Origin of the sequence: Streptomyces sp. NPDC002573, assembly GCF_042889625.1 — a bacterium.
GTDB lineage: Bacteria > Actinomycetota > Actinomycetes > Streptomycetales > Streptomycetaceae > Streptomyces > Streptomyces gibsoniae.
Genome location: NZ_JBIARC010000028.1, coordinates 55,676 through 68,686, shown reverse-complemented (window position 1 = coordinate 68,686; position 13,011 = coordinate 55,676). Strand labels below are relative to the sequence as shown.

The 13,011-nt window shown below is 71.6% G+C and carries 14 protein-coding genes; 7 read left to right on the top strand and 7 right to left on the bottom strand.

Annotated elements, in window-relative coordinates; translation table 11 throughout:
- Nucleotides 1-13 precede the first annotated feature (13 nt).
- The 4 genes from ACFYX0_RS25320 to ACFYX0_RS25305 all read left to right on the top strand — a co-directional run bounded on the left by ACFYX0_RS25320 (nucleotide 14) and on the right by ACFYX0_RS25305 (nucleotide 4,064).
- Nucleotides 14-988: an ATP-binding cassette domain-containing protein gene (locus tag ACFYX0_RS25320; RefSeq protein WP_388973319.1), complete on the top strand. Its 975-nt coding sequence runs from the start codon at nucleotides 14-16 to the stop codon at nucleotides 986-988.
- Nucleotides 989-991: 3 nt separating this feature from the next.
- The gene (locus ACFYX0_RS25315) at nucleotides 992-1,762 is read left to right on the top strand and encodes an ABC transporter permease (protein ID WP_355915625.1); all 771 of its coding nucleotides are present in this window, start codon (nucleotides 992-994) and stop codon (nucleotides 1,760-1,762) included.
- Between the two features lie 146 nt (nucleotides 1,763-1,908).
- Complete coding sequence (locus tag ACFYX0_RS25310) at nucleotides 1,909-3,198, top strand: ABC transporter ATP-binding protein (protein ID WP_388973317.1); 1,290 nt, start codon at nucleotides 1,909-1,911, stop codon at nucleotides 3,196-3,198.
- Entirely contained in the window at nucleotides 3,195-4,064 is an 870-nt protein-coding gene (locus ACFYX0_RS25305) for an ABC transporter permease (protein ID WP_388973315.1), read from the top strand. Before ACFYX0_RS25310 ends, ACFYX0_RS25305 begins: the two co-directional genes overlap by 4 nt.
- 15 nt (nucleotides 4,065-4,079) lie before the next feature.
- Here ACFYX0_RS25305 and ACFYX0_RS25300 read toward each other — a convergent pair whose 3' ends face one another.
- Complete coding sequence (locus ACFYX0_RS25300; protein ID WP_311697329.1) at nucleotides 4,080-4,412, bottom strand: ATP/GTP-binding protein; 333 nt, start codon at nucleotides 4,410-4,412, stop codon at nucleotides 4,080-4,082.
- Nucleotides 4,413-4,632: 220 nt separating this feature from the next.
- Here ACFYX0_RS25300 and ACFYX0_RS25295 point away from each other — a divergent pair, with 220 nt between their 5' ends.
- Nucleotides 4,633-5,661, top strand: a complete 1,029-nt coding sequence (locus ACFYX0_RS25295; RefSeq protein WP_388973313.1) for an LLM class flavin-dependent oxidoreductase — start codon at nucleotides 4,633-4,635, stop codon at nucleotides 5,659-5,661.
- 105 nt (nucleotides 5,662-5,766) lie between these two features.
- Here ACFYX0_RS25295 and ACFYX0_RS25290 read toward each other — a convergent pair whose 3' ends face one another.
- Nucleotides 5,767-6,159, bottom strand: a complete 393-nt coding sequence (locus ACFYX0_RS25290) for an SCO5389 family protein (RefSeq protein ID WP_310767044.1) — start codon at nucleotides 6,157-6,159, stop codon at nucleotides 5,767-5,769.
- Between the two features lie 291 nt (nucleotides 6,160-6,450).
- Between ACFYX0_RS25290 and nucS the strand changes: the two genes are divergently transcribed.
- Nucleotides 6,451-7,122 (top strand): endonuclease NucS, encoded by a 672-nt coding sequence (gene nucS / locus ACFYX0_RS25285; RefSeq protein ID WP_311697332.1) that lies wholly within the window; start codon nucleotides 6,451-6,453, stop codon nucleotides 7,120-7,122.
- A gap of 180 nt (nucleotides 7,123-7,302) precedes the next feature.
- Here the strand turns inward: nucS and ACFYX0_RS25280 are convergent, their stop codons facing one another.
- From ACFYX0_RS25280 to ACFYX0_RS25270, 3 genes are all read right to left on the bottom strand, one after another.
- The gene (locus ACFYX0_RS25280) at nucleotides 7,303-9,834 is read right to left on the bottom strand and encodes an ATP-binding protein (RefSeq protein ID WP_388973312.1); all 2,532 of its coding nucleotides are present in this window, start codon (nucleotides 9,832-9,834) and stop codon (nucleotides 7,303-7,305) included.
- Nucleotides 9,835-10,079: 245 nt separating this feature from the next.
- Nucleotides 10,080-10,403: an STAS domain-containing protein gene (locus ACFYX0_RS25275; protein ID WP_311697334.1), complete on the bottom strand. Its 324-nt coding sequence runs from the start codon at nucleotides 10,401-10,403 to the stop codon at nucleotides 10,080-10,082.
- Nucleotides 10,404-10,554: 151 nt separating this feature from the next.
- Complete coding sequence (locus tag ACFYX0_RS25270) at nucleotides 10,555-11,403, bottom strand: 3-hydroxyacyl-CoA dehydrogenase family protein (protein WP_388973311.1); 849 nt, start codon at nucleotides 11,401-11,403, stop codon at nucleotides 10,555-10,557.
- Between the two features lie 268 nt (nucleotides 11,404-11,671).
- On the opposite strand from ACFYX0_RS25270, the gene ACFYX0_RS25265 reads away from it, so the two are divergent.
- The gene (locus tag ACFYX0_RS25265) at nucleotides 11,672-12,244 is read left to right on the top strand and encodes a cob(I)yrinic acid a,c-diamide adenosyltransferase (protein WP_311697336.1); all 573 of its coding nucleotides are present in this window, start codon (nucleotides 11,672-11,674) and stop codon (nucleotides 12,242-12,244) included.
- Nucleotides 12,245-12,329: 85 nt separating this feature from the next.
- Here the strand turns inward: ACFYX0_RS25265 and ACFYX0_RS25260 are convergent, their stop codons facing one another.
- A complete protein-coding gene (locus ACFYX0_RS25260) occupies nucleotides 12,330-12,569 on the bottom strand; it encodes a hypothetical protein (RefSeq protein WP_388973309.1) in 240 nt (79 codons plus the stop codon).
- Nucleotides 12,569-12,985: a hypothetical protein gene (locus ACFYX0_RS25255; protein ID WP_355915598.1), complete on the bottom strand. Its 417-nt coding sequence runs from the start codon at nucleotides 12,983-12,985 to the stop codon at nucleotides 12,569-12,571. Before ACFYX0_RS25255 ends, ACFYX0_RS25260 begins: the two co-directional genes overlap by 1 nt.
- Nucleotides 12,986-13,011: the final 26 nt, after the last annotated feature.

Here is a 13,011-nt window from a genome sequence, read left to right as displayed (position 1 = left end):
TTACGGTGGCCGCATGATCGAGCTGGAGGGGCTGACCAAGCGGTACGGCGAGAAACTGGCGGTCGACGACCTCACGTTCACGGTCAGACCGGGCGTGATCACGGGCTTCCTCGGGCCGAACGGCGCCGGGAAGTCGACGACCATGCGGATGGTGCTCGGGCTCGACCACCCCACCGCCGGCGACGTCCGTATCGACGGGAGGCACTACGCCCAGCTGAAGGACCCGCTGACCTGCATCGGCGCCCTGCTCGACGCAGGGGCCGTGCACGGCGGGCGCAGCGCCTTCAACCATCTGCTGTGTCTCGCGCAGAGCAACGGCATTCCCGCCTCCCGTGTCCACGAGGTCCTCGACACCGTCGGGCTGACCGCCGTGGCGCACAAGAAGGCCAAGGGCTTCTCGCTCGGCATGGGCCAGCGCCTCGGTATCGCGGCCGCGCTCCTCGGCGACCCGGACATCCTGATGTTCGACGAGCCTGCCAACGGCCTGGACCCCGAGGGCATCCACTGGATCCGCACCCTGATGAAGTCCCTCGCGGCGCAGGGCCGGACCGTGTTCGTCTCCAGCCACGTGATGAGCGAGATGGCGCTGACCGCCGACCATCTCGTCGTGATCGGCCAGGGCCGGCTGCTCGCCGACACCTCCATGGCCGACTTCATCCGGCAGAACTCCCGCACCTATGTCCGGATCCGCACCCCGCAGCGCGAGCGGCTGCTCGATGTGCTGCACGAGGACGGCATCACGGTCGTCGAGTGCGGCAGCGGCGCCCTGGAGGTGGAGGGCGAGAAGGCGGAGCTGATCGGGGAGCTGGCCGCCGGCCACCAGATCGTCCTGCATGAGCTGAGCCCCCGGCAGGCCTCGCTGGAGGAGGCGTTCATGCGGCTGACGGCACCGGCGGTGGAGTACCACGCGCACAGCGACGCGGCCGTCGGCCGGCCCCGGCAGGCGGCACGCGCCGGATGGGGCGCCGACCGGGGAAAGGCGGGCTGAGCCATGGCGGTGACCCAGGTCCTGCGCTCGGAGTGGACGAAGATCCGGTCGGTGGCCTCCACGGTGTGGACCCTGTCCCTGGCACTGGTGGTCACCGTGGTGCTCGGCATGCTGATCTCGGCGCTGACCCGGAGCGAGTCCGACCGCACCCTCCCGGCCGACCGGCTCTCCTTCGACGCGACCTATGTGAGCTTCGCCGGGATGAGCCTCGGCCAGCTCGCGATGATCGTGTTCGGGGTGCTCGTCGTGTCGAACGAGTACAGCACCGGCATGATCCGCACCTCGCTGGCCGCGGTCCCCCGGCGCGGCACGTTCCTGTTCGGCAAGGTCGCGGTGGCGGCCGCGCTCGCCCTCGTCGTCGGCATGGTCACCAGCTTCGCCGCCTTCTTCCTCGGGCAGGCGATGCTCGGCCCCTACCGGGCGTCGCTCGGCGAGCCCGGCGTGCTGCGCGCGGTCTTCGGCGGCGGGCTCTATATGACGCTCATCGCGGTGTTCTCGATGGGGGTCGCGGCGATGCTGCGCTCGCCGATGCTGTCGCTCGGCATCCTGATGCCGTTCTTCTTTCTGATCTCCAACATCCTGGGGAACGTCTCCGCGACGAAGAACGTCGGCCGATTCCTGCCCGACCAGGCCGGCAGCAGGATCCTCCAGGTCGTGCCGAGGCTCGGCGACGACACCCCGTACGGCCCCTGGGGCGGTCTCGGGATCATGGTGCTGTGGGTGGCCGCGGCGCTGGCCGGTGGGTATCTCCTGCTGAGGAGACGCGACGCCTGATCGTCAGGTCCCCGTCACACCCCGGTGACCTGCGAGCTTTTACATTCTCTTGAGTGGAACCGTCAGCGCCCCGATAAGCTCCTAACCCTTATGGGGGCAGTGCAGTGTGGGCCCCGACGTCCTGAACCTTTCGATGGGTGCGGAGCATGATCGAGGCAGTCGGCCTGACGAAGCGCTACGGCGACAAGACGGCCGTGTACAACCTTTCCTTCCAGGTGAGGCCCGGTGCCGTCACCGGCTTCCTCGGGCCCAACGGCTCGGGCAAGTCGACGACCATGCGGATGATCCTCGGCCTGGACAACCCGACCGCCGGGCAGGTGACGATCGGCGGCTACCCGTACCGCCGGCTGCCGAACGCCGCCCGCCAGGTCGGCGCTCTGCTCGACGCCAAGGCCGTGCACGGCGGCCGGTCCGCCCGCAACCACCTGCTCAGCCTGGCCCAGCTGTCCGGCATCCCGGCCCGCCGCGTCGACGAGGTGCTCGGCGTCGTCGGGCTCCAGGAGGTGGCCAGGAAGCGGTCCAAGGGCTTCTCGCTCGGTATGGGCCAGCGTCTCGGCATCGCCGCCGCGCTGCTCGGCGACCCCCAGGTGCTGCTGTTCGACGAGCCGGTCAACGGCCTGGACCCCGAGGGCATCCTCTGGGTGCGCAATCTGATGAAGGCGCTCGCGGCGGAGGGCCGTACGGTCTTCGTCTCCTCCCATCTGATGAGCGAGATGGCGCTGACCGCCGACCACCTCATCGTGATCGGGCGCGGGCAGCTGCTCGCCGACATGAGCGTCAAGGACTTCATCTCGGCGAACTCCGCCGACTTCGCGCGGGTGCGCACGCCCGACACCGAGCCACAGCAGCGCGAGAAGCTGACCTCCGCGCTCACCGAGGCGGGCGGTCATGTGCTGCCCGAGCAGGACGGCGCGCTGCGGATCACCGGGCTGCCGCTGCCCCGCATCAGCGACATCGCCCACGACAGCGACGTACGCCTGTGGGAGCTGTCGCCGCACCAGGCGTCGCTGGAAGAGGCGTACATGCGGATGACGCAGGCCGCGGTCGACTACCGCTCGACGATCGACCAGAAGGCCGGTCTGATGCAGCCGCTGCCGCCCGGCGTCCAGCCTCCGGTGCCGGTGCCCGGGCAGGGCCAGCCGGGCTGGTACGCCCCGCCGTCGCCCCAGCACGGCGGGCAGCCGTTCGCGTTGCCCGGGCAGCCGCCCGCGGGCACGAACGGGCAGCCGAACCCCTACGCCCAGCCGGCCCCGCAGGACCAGGCTCCCGCGAAGCCCGAGGCCGCCGCGCCCGCCGCCGAGGCTCCCGCGAAGCCCGAGGCCTCCGCGCCCGAGCAGCCGCCCGCGAAGCCTGAGGCCCCCGCTTCCGCCCCCGCTTCCGCCCCTGCTTCCGCCCCCGCCGCCGCCGACCTGACCAAGTCCGAGGACGCCCGATGAGCACGCCCCAGCCCCCGATGCCGCAGGCCGCGCCCGCCTGGCAGACGGACCCCGGGTCCGCGTATCCCACCTACACCTCGCCGATCCCCGTGGTGCGCACGCGCCTCGGGCACGCCCTCTCCTCGGAGTGGACGAAGATCAGGTCGGTGCGCTCCACGATGTGGACGCTGGGCGTGTTCGTCCTGCTCGTCGTCGGCATCGGTCTGCTGGTCGCCGCGCTGGTGGCCGCCAACTCCGGGACGGCGGAGCTGAACGGGCAGAACCCGCTGTCGTTCGGCGTCTTCGGGCTGCTGCTCGGCAGCATCTGCGTCATGACGCTCGGCGTGCTGACCACGGCCTCGGAGTACGGCACCGGCATGATCCGCACCACGATGGTCGCCTGCCCCTCCCGCGGGCGGGTGCTGGCCGCGAAGGCGGTGGTGTTCTTCGCGGTCGCGTTCACCGTGACCCTGATCTCCGTCGGCCTGGTCGCCTTCGCCGATGTGGCCCTGCTCGACGGCGCCCGGACACCCTCCGGCGGGGAGTGGCTGAAGGGCACGCTCGGGATCTCGCTCTACCTGGCGCTGCTCGGCCTGCTCTCGCTCGCCCTGGGCTCGGTCATCCGGCACTCGGCGGGCGCCATCACCATCATGATCGGCGTTGTGCTGGCCCCGCTGGTCATCGCGCTGTTCATGTTCTCGGACTCGCTCGACAGCGTGCGCAAGGCCCTGTTCGAGTACTCGATCCCGAACCAGCTCAGCGTCTTCTACTCCAACTCCCTGACCTCGTCGGGCCCGTCCGGCTGGGACCCGCTGTGGATCATGGCCGGGGTGACCGCCGCCGCCTTCGCGGGCGCCTACCTGCTGCTGGAGCGTCGGGACGTGTAGTCAGTCCCTCAGTCCTCAGTACCTCGGCGCGTTACGGGACCGCTGCACCCGCGTGGTGCGGCGGTCCTTCGCGTTCCAGCAGGCCCGGTGCCAGTGCCGGCGGTCGTCCACGCCCGCGTGCTCGGGCCAGGCCACCACATGCGGGACGCCGGAGGGGATCACCTGGTCGCAGCCCGGGCAGCGGTAGGTCTTGCCCTCGGCCGCGGCGCCCGCCACATGGCGCACGCTCCACTCCTCGCCGCGCCAGCTCTCGGTGGTCTGCCGCCCGCCGAAGCGGGGCTGCTCGTCGTCCTCCGCGCTCCGGCCGGACGAGCCTGAGCCCTTGGGGCGGTTGCGACGCGGCGACACGGAACACCTCACGAAGTCATCGGGGAGCAGGGGCCGCATCCAGCCTACGCGGGCTTGACGCGGGTACGCGTACGTATCCAACCCTGACAGAACCCCCTCCCACCGGCGGATTCTGCAGACAATCCGCAAATCTCTCCGTGAGGCCGTGACTTCGGCACATGTCAGGCAGTTATGCCGGGTGGGGGAGCTCCGCGTCGGAGCCAGGAAAGCAGGAAATGCCATGCTCGTAGGAAGTTTTGTACTGGCCGCCCAGTTTCCGGGCCAGGGACAGGGGGAAGCGCTGCACCGTGCGGTGCGGTCGGCCGAAGTCGCCGAGGAGGCGGGCCTCGACGCGGTATGGCTGGCCGAGCACCACTTCGTGCCGTACGGCACATGCCCCTCCGCGATCACCCTGGCGGCCCTCCTGCTGGGCCGCACCCGACGGATCCGGGTCGGCACGGCGGTCAGCGTGCTGCCCACCTCCCACCCGGTGGCGCTCGGCGAGCAGGCCGCGCTGCTGCACCTCACCACGGGCGGGCGCTTCACCCTGGGGGTGGGGCGCGGCGGTCCCTGGGTGGACCTGGAGGTGTTCGGCGCGGGCCTGCGGGCGTACGAGACGGACTTCCCCGAATCACTCGATCTGCTGGTGCGCTGGCTGCGCGAACCGTCCGTCGCCGCCGCGGGGGAACGATTCACCTTCCGCGAGGTTCCGGTCGTCCCGCGCCCGTCCGAGTCGCTCACCGACACCGAGGGCCCCGAGGTCGTCGTCGCCTGCACCTCACCCGCGAGCGTGAGGCTCGCGGCCGAGCGGGGGCTGCCGATGCTCCTCGGCATGCATGTCGGGGACGAGGAGAAGGCGGACATGGTGGCGCTGTGGCGCAGTTGCGCCCGCGCGGCCGGGATCGACGGGGACACCGTCGCCCGGGCCGGTCATGTCTCGGCCGGCGTCTGCCAGATCGCCGACCGCCGCACCGACGCCGTCGAGACGCTGACGAAGGCGATGCCAGGCTGGCTGAAACAGGGCCTCGAGGCGCATGTGACGGTCGACGGCCGGGCCCGGAGCATGCGGGACCCGCTGGCGTACACCGAACTGCTCTGTGGACTGCACCCGGTGGGCACGCCACGGCTGTGCGCCGACCGTCTGACGGCGACCTCCGAGCGCACGGGCATCAACCGCTTCGCCCTGCTGCTCGAAGGCTCCGGGGACCTCGCGGCGACGGAGGAGAACGTGCGCAGGCTGGGTGCCGAGGTACTGCCCCAACTCCGTTGAGCCCGCCGGGCCCGGGCCCGTCACCCGGGCCCGGCGGGAGCTTGCCGCTCCGGTACAGATGCACCTCCCGCGTACCGAGCGGCAAGCCTTACGGCTTCGTGTGGCTCAGCAGTCGCGCAGTTCCGGCGACTGGTTGAGCAGTTGACTGCGGACCGAGGTGAAGCGAGCCAACGTGTCGTCCACTGAGGAGTCCAGCGGGAACACCGCCACCCGGTGGCAGTTCTGGAAGGCCAGGCGCACTCCGAAGTGCCGCTGCAGGGCGCCGCGTATCGCGTCACTGGCAAGCGCACGCAGCAGCTGTCCACGTGCCTGCTCGTCCGGCGGGGGCGTCTGGTTGTCGGCGAACGCGCCGCCGTCCACCTTCAGCTGGGCCACCAGGGAGCTGATCATCTCCCACGCATAGGGCAGGGAGGTCCGGACGCAGTCGACGAAATCGGCTTCGTCGACCTCGCCTCGCTCGGCCTGTTCGAGTAGGGCCGGTGAGACGTCGAGCGACATGGGTACTCCTCTCGCACCCCGAGACAACAGGGGTTCACGGACAGGGAAGGGAGTTCGCACTATCGAACACGCTGCGTACACACCGCGCGACCTCCCGTTTACTACGGTAAGCAACGGGCGGTGACCGCACCAGGAGAATGCGCACAGAGCCGACTCTCATTAGGCACACAACAAGCCATTGGCGAACGTGGGCATCCCGGGTGAAACGGAGGATGCGGGGAGGCCGGTCCGCAGCGGGACCGAGGAGGGCGAATCGCGTCGGGGCGGTTCGGTCGAGTAGCGTTGCCGACCATGCGTCTCGTCATTGCCCGGTGCTCAGTCGACTACGCGGGTCGGCTCACCGCCCACCTTCCCTCCGCACCCCGCCTGATCCTGGTGAAGGCGGACGGCAGCGTCTCGATCCACGCGGACGACCGGGCCTACAAGCCCCTCAACTGGATGTCGCCGCCCTGCACGCTGAAGGAGGGGACAGGCGACGAGGAGGGCGTCTGGACCGTCGTCAACAAGACGGGCGAAAAACTGATCATCACAATGGAGGAAGTCCTCCATGACTCCTCGCACGAACTGGGCGTGGACCCCGGGCTGATCAAGGACGGCGTGGAAGCGCACCTTCAGGAGCTGCTCGCGGACCGCATCGAGACCCTCGGCGAGGGCTACACGCTCATCCGCCGCGAATACATGACGGCGATCGGCCCGGTGGACATCCTGTGCCGGGACGCCGACGGCGGGACCGTGGCGGTCGAGATCAAGCGGCGCGGCGAGATCGACGGGGTGGAGCAGCTCACGCGCTACCTGGAACTCCTGAACCGCGACCCGCACCTCGCGCCGGTCCGCGGCGTCTTCGCGGCCCAGGAGATCAAGCCCCAGGCCCGTGTTCTCGCGACGGACCGCGGCATCGGCTGCACCGTCCTGGACTACGACGCGCTGCGGGGCATCGAGGACGACAAGCTGCGGCTGTTCTGAGCCCACTGTTCCGGATCCGCCGACCGACGGCCGGGTCCGAGCCCGTTCCACACGGACTCGGACCCGGCCGTCGGTCTTCCGGGCACCGCTCAGGCGAGCCGCGCCGCCGCGGAGGGGGCGGGGGCGGAGGTGCCCGCGCTGCGGGGCGGGCACCCGGCCCCTCTCATGCCACGGGGGCCGTCAGATGACCGAACCCGTGCTGCTGGGTGTCCCCGAGCCGCCGCTCACCGAACTGGTCGTCGCGGCCGGGGCGCTGGAGGACGCCTGGCCGCTGGCCGAGTTGGAGACGGGGGGCGTGGTCGTCGGCCCCGACGAGCTTCCCGACGGGGTCGGCGTCGGTGACTGCGGGCTCGGCGAATTCGACGGCTTCGACGTCGGCGTCGTCGGCCTCGTCGGGGGCCGGGACGTCGGCCTCGACGACGACTTCGACGGGGTCGCCCCCATCGTGTCGGTCGGGGCGTCGGAGGGCACGCCGCCGGTCGCACCCGGAGTCGGAGTACCCGACACGCCGTTCGAGCCCGGGTTCGTCGCCGTCGGGGCGTTGGCCACGCCGACCGTGCCCCCGCCGCTCCCCTTGTCCGGCTTGTCCGCACCGATGCTGTCGTCGTTCGAGCCCTGGCTGGCCGAGGGCCCCACGCGGACGTTGCCGGACGGGGTGTCGCTGTGGTTGTCGGTCATGCCGAGGGTCACCACGGTGCCGAGCACGGCCACCAGGGCCGCTCCCGCGCCCGCGGCGACCAGATTGCGCCGGGTGCCCTGCACCACACCGCGAAGGCCACCGGGCCGGGGGGCCGGAGCGGTCGTCGCCTGGTACGTGAGGAGCGTCGCCGTGTCGCCGGTCGGCGCGGCCGGAGCGAAGGCGGCCGGAACTCCGCGGGACGGGGAGGCCGGGCCCTCCGGCCGCGCGTCCGACGCGTCCTCGCCCGCGGTGACGCCCAGGGCGAGCGGCGCGGTCTCCGCGCGGTCGGAGACCAGGGCGAGGGCCCGGCGTCCGGCGATCGTGCCGCGCTTGTCGGCGAGGGCGCCGCGCAGCCCCATGGACGCCTCGAGTTCGGCGCGGGCTCGGTCGACCTGCCCCGCACAGAGCGCGAGTATGCCCAACTCATGGTGGAAGTAGGACTGTTCGCCAACCGAACCGGCGAGCCGGGACGCCTCCGCGCCGAAGCGCAGCGCCCGCTCCCAGGCCCCCCAGTCGAGCCCCGCGGCGAACGCGGGCGCCGCCTGACGGGCCAGCTGTACGGCGGGGGCCTCCTCCTCGTCCTCCCCGGGCGAGGACGCGTTCCCCTCCTGCTGAGGGGAGACCGGCTCCCGGGTGGTGAGCGGCACCAGGGCGGTCAGCGCGGCCAGCAGGGCGTCGGCCTCGGCCGCCACCCGCGCCGGGGTGACGGAGGGGTGTCCGGCCCACCAGGAGTAGTGCTGGGCGGCCTTGAGCGCGTACTCCTCCGCCCCGGTCGCGTACCCGGCGGCCTCCAGCTGGGCGGTCACCCCGGCGGCGAGCCGGTAGCGCGAGCCGGCCTGGGAGACCAGCGCGCAGTCGGCCAGCTCGGCGAGCGCCGCGTCCGCGTGGGTGTCGTCCACGAGGGCCGGCAGATGCGTCTGGTGGGGCACCTCGCCGCCCAGCGCGACCGCGAACTTGAGCGTCTCGCGCGCCGACGGGCTCAGCCGGGAGGCGAGCAGCGGCGCGGCCGCGGCGGCCTCGGCGAGGGACGGCAGGGGTGCGGCGGGGCCGTCGACGGCGTCGACGGGCGCGGGATCGCCGGTCTGCTCGGGGACGTGCTGGAAGACGCCGAACTCGTCGACGGCGTCCTCCTCGGCCCGCTGCCGGTCCCGCTGCCTCAGCAGCGCCCCGGCCTGCATGAAGCGCAGCGGCAGTCCCTCGGACTCGAACCACAGGTCGCCCGCCCAGTTGGCCTCGTCCTCGGTGAGGTCGCGGCCCACGGCGCGCTCCAGGAGTTCCAGGCTGCCGGGGCGGTCGAGTCCGCCGAGGAAGACCTCCTCCACGCGCGAGTCGGCCGAGGGCGCGGGCACCTCGGGGGTGGCGGCGAGCAGGAAGGCGCACTCGGGCGTCGCGTCGAGCAGTTCGTCGAGCGCGCTGCCGCCGAACTCCAGGTCGTCCAGGACGACGACGGCGCCGACGTCCTGGAGGTACCGCGCCAGCTCCTCCCGGCCCGGGCGGAACAGGGGCGCGTCGTAGACGGCGGTGAAGAGTTCGTGCAGCAGGTCGCTCGCGGAGCGCCGGCAGCCGGAGAGGCGGATCACGCCGTCGGGGGCGAGGTCCGCGCAGTCCTCCGCGACGAGGTCCAGGAGCGCGGTGCGGCCGGAGCCGGACGGCCCGGTGAGCCGGACCGAGCGGCCGCGTGCGAGGAGCCGTACCAGCCGCTCCCGCTCCTCCTGACGCATCAGCAGGGGCGGCTGCGGGCGGGCCGGGCCGGGCGGGACCGGCGGCCTCGCGGCGCGGGCCTTCTCGGCGCGCGCGGCGGCGGTGTGCTTGGCCGGCGGCTCGGGCCGCTGCCCGGGCGGGCACACCTCTATCTCGCTGCCGTCGACGGGGTTGACGGTGACCAGGAAGTCACCCGTCACAAGCTGCACGGTGCGGGCGAGTGCCGGCTGCGCGAAGTCGGATGTCATGGGGTCCCGCGGCGGGCGCTGGCGCGGTGTGGCATGGGCGCCGTCGCGGCCGTACTCCTCGGGTCCCGGCTGGTTCGGGTCCATAGGTCCAAGCCCCCCAAAAGCGTCGTGTGCTGAGCCCCTCCCGGCCTTGCCGCACACTGCGCTGTCGCTTCTGGTCCGGTGCCCGTACGAGGGTTGCGGGCGGCGGGCAGCCGAACCCTAAACCTTCGCACAGTATCTCTGACAAGCCGGGGTGCCGCGCCGTCCGAGACATCACAGTCTCGTGAGGATTGCGCGCGACGCGCGTTTCGTCGGTGTTCGCTCCCGTGACGCCGCTCGGCGGGTGCTCACACCCCGGGGAGCGACTCCACGCCGATACCGCCCTCGATGGCCAGGATCCGGTGCAACCGGGTGGCCACCAGCAGACGCTGCATCTGCGGCGGGACGGCACGCAGCACCAGTCGCCGGCCGCATCGCCCGGCCCGCCGGTGGACCCCCATGATCACCCCGAGGCCCGTGGCGTCCCAGGAGTCCAGTTCGGACAGGTCGAGCACCAGGTCGCCGATCCCGTCGTCGACGGCCGAGTGCAGGACCGTACGGGCGTCCGCCGCGCTGCGGACGTCGAGGCGGCCCCCGACGACCAGCTCGGCGTGGTCGCCCCTGATGTGCATATGCGCTCCCCGAGAGTGCGTCGTCCGTACTCCGTGTTGTGGTTGTGCTTGTGCAACTTCTGACTGCGCCGAGCGCCATCAGGTTGCCGTCTGTAAGCGAACCGATACCGAATTCACTCGATGAGGTGATACCTCAGGAGTACGTGCGGATTCAGTACGTGTAGAAGCCCTGCCCGGTCTTGCGCCCGAAGTCACCGGCGTCAACCATCCGGCGCATCAGCTCCGGCGGAGCGAACTTCTCGTCCTGGGACTCGGTGTAGATGTTGCTCGTGGCGTGCAGCAGGATGTCGACGCCCGTCAGGTCGGCCGTGGCCAGCGGTCCCATGGCGTGCCCGAAGCCCAGCTTGCAGGCGAGGTCGATGTCCTCGGCGGTGGCCACGCCCGACTCGTACAGCTTGGTGGCCTCGACGACCAGCGCCGAGATGAGACGGGTCGTCACAAAGCCCGCGACGTCGCGGTTGACGACGATGCAGGTCTTGCCGACGGACTCGGCGAACCCGCGCGCGGTGGCCAGGGTCTCGTCGCTGGTCTTGTAGCCGCGGACCAGCTCGACGAGCTGCATCATCGGCACCGGGGAGAAGAAGTGCACACCGACGACCCGCTCCGGGTGCTCGGTGGCAGCCGCGATCTTGGTGATCGGGATGGCGGAGGTGTTGGACGCCAGCACCGCGTCCTCGCGCACGACCTTGTCGAGCGTCCGGAAGATCTCGTGCTTGACCTCGAGCTTCTCGAAGACGGCCTCGACGACGATGTCCGCGTCGGCGGCGGCGTCCAGGTCGGTGGTCGCCGTGATGCGGGCGAGCGCCGCGTGCGCGTCGTGCGCCTCCAGCTTGCCCTTGCTCACGAACTTGTCGTAGGAGGCCTTGATGGCGTCCGTGCCGCGCGTCAGTGCCTCGTCCGTGACGTCACGCAGGACGACGTCCCAGCCGGCCTGGGCCGATACCTGGGCAATGCCGGATCCCATGAGTCCGGCTCCGATGACGGCAAGCTTTCCTGCCACTGTGCGACTCCCCTGACGCGCTGTCCGTGTAAGGCTCTCGGCCGGACCCTAGCGTCCTGAAGGCGCTGTGTGACCGGTTAGTAACGCGCGTCACGTCTCACATGACGGACTTCACACCGGCACGAATCATTCCGCCGCCGGACGGCGTACGGGAGCATCCGCGCGCCCCCTGGCGGGGGTCGCCGAGCGGTGCGCCGGATGTTCCGACCGGCGGTGACGACGGGCACACGGGTGTTCCGCCCGGCCGGGGTCTCACTACGCTGGTCGCATGGTCAATCTGACGCGCATCTACACGCGGACCGGCGACAAGGGCACCACCCATCTCGGGGACATGAGCCGGGTGCCGAAGACCGATCTGCGCATCGCCGCCTACGCGGACGCCAACGAGGCGAACGCGGTCATCGGCACCGCGATCGCGCTGGGCGGCCTGGCCGCGGAGGTCGTCAAGGTCCTCACCCGGGTCCAGAACGACCTGTTCGACGTCGGCGCGGACCTGTCGACACCGGTCACGGAGAACCCGGAGTTCCCGCCCCTGAGGGTCGAACAGTTCTATGTCGACCGGCTGGAGTCGGACTGCGACCGCTTCCTCGCCGAGCTGGAGAAGCTGCGCTCGTTCATCCTGCCCGGCGGCACCCCGGGCGCGGCCCTGCTGCACCAGGCCTGCACGGTCGTACGGCGGGCCGAGCGGTCCACCTGGGCCGCGCTGGAGGTCCACGCCGAGGTGATGAACCCGCTCACCGCGACCTATCTCAACCGGCTGTCGGACCTGCTGTTCATTCTGGCCCGCTACGCCAACAAGGAGACCGGGGACGTGCTGTGGGTCCCGGGCGGGGAGCGCTGACCGGCGCTCTGAACCAGGTGCGGGCGCGCACCGGCCGGCGCATCCCCGTCGGGCGCGCACCGGCCGGCGCATCCTCTGCCCGGGCTCAGCGGTCGCCGTCGGCCTGTGCGGCGTCCCGGTCCGCCGCCGTGAGCGCCGACTGGGCGGCGTCCACCTTCTTCTGCATGTCCTGCACCGTGCCCTGCCCCGGGTCCGCGGTACCGGAGGGCGTGGCCGACGGGGCGGGCGGGGCGGCCGAGCCGTGGTCCTGTGCGCAGCCCGCGGTGAGGCCCACGAGCAGGACCACCGCGGGGGCCGCGATCCACAGCGTCCGCCGTCCCCGCATCAGCTCGCCGCCTTTCCGTTCCCGTGGGCCGAGCACCAGCTCTTGACCCCCGCGAGATCCTTCTGCCGCTGCTCCAGCGTCGGTACCAGGGACTTGCGGAAGTCCAGCCGGTGCTGGAGATAGGTGGCGATCTCGGCGTGGCCCGCCTTGTTCGCGTTGTCCACACGCTGCTGGAGCCGCGCGACCGACCCCCGGACGCCCACGCCCCCGTCGAGCCGCTTGAGCGCCCGCTCGATCCGCCGGTCGATCTTCGGCAGCCGCTTGCACAGCGCCTGCGCCCCGTCACCGGTCGGCGCGGGAGCGGTCGGTGCGGAAGCGGCCGAGGTGGCGGCCACCGCCGCCCCGGTCCCGCTCACCAGCAGTGCGGCCGTGGCGAGCCCCGCGAGCAGGGTGCGCTGCCGTCGTCGTACGTTCATCGTCGCCTCCGTTCCCGGACGGGCCT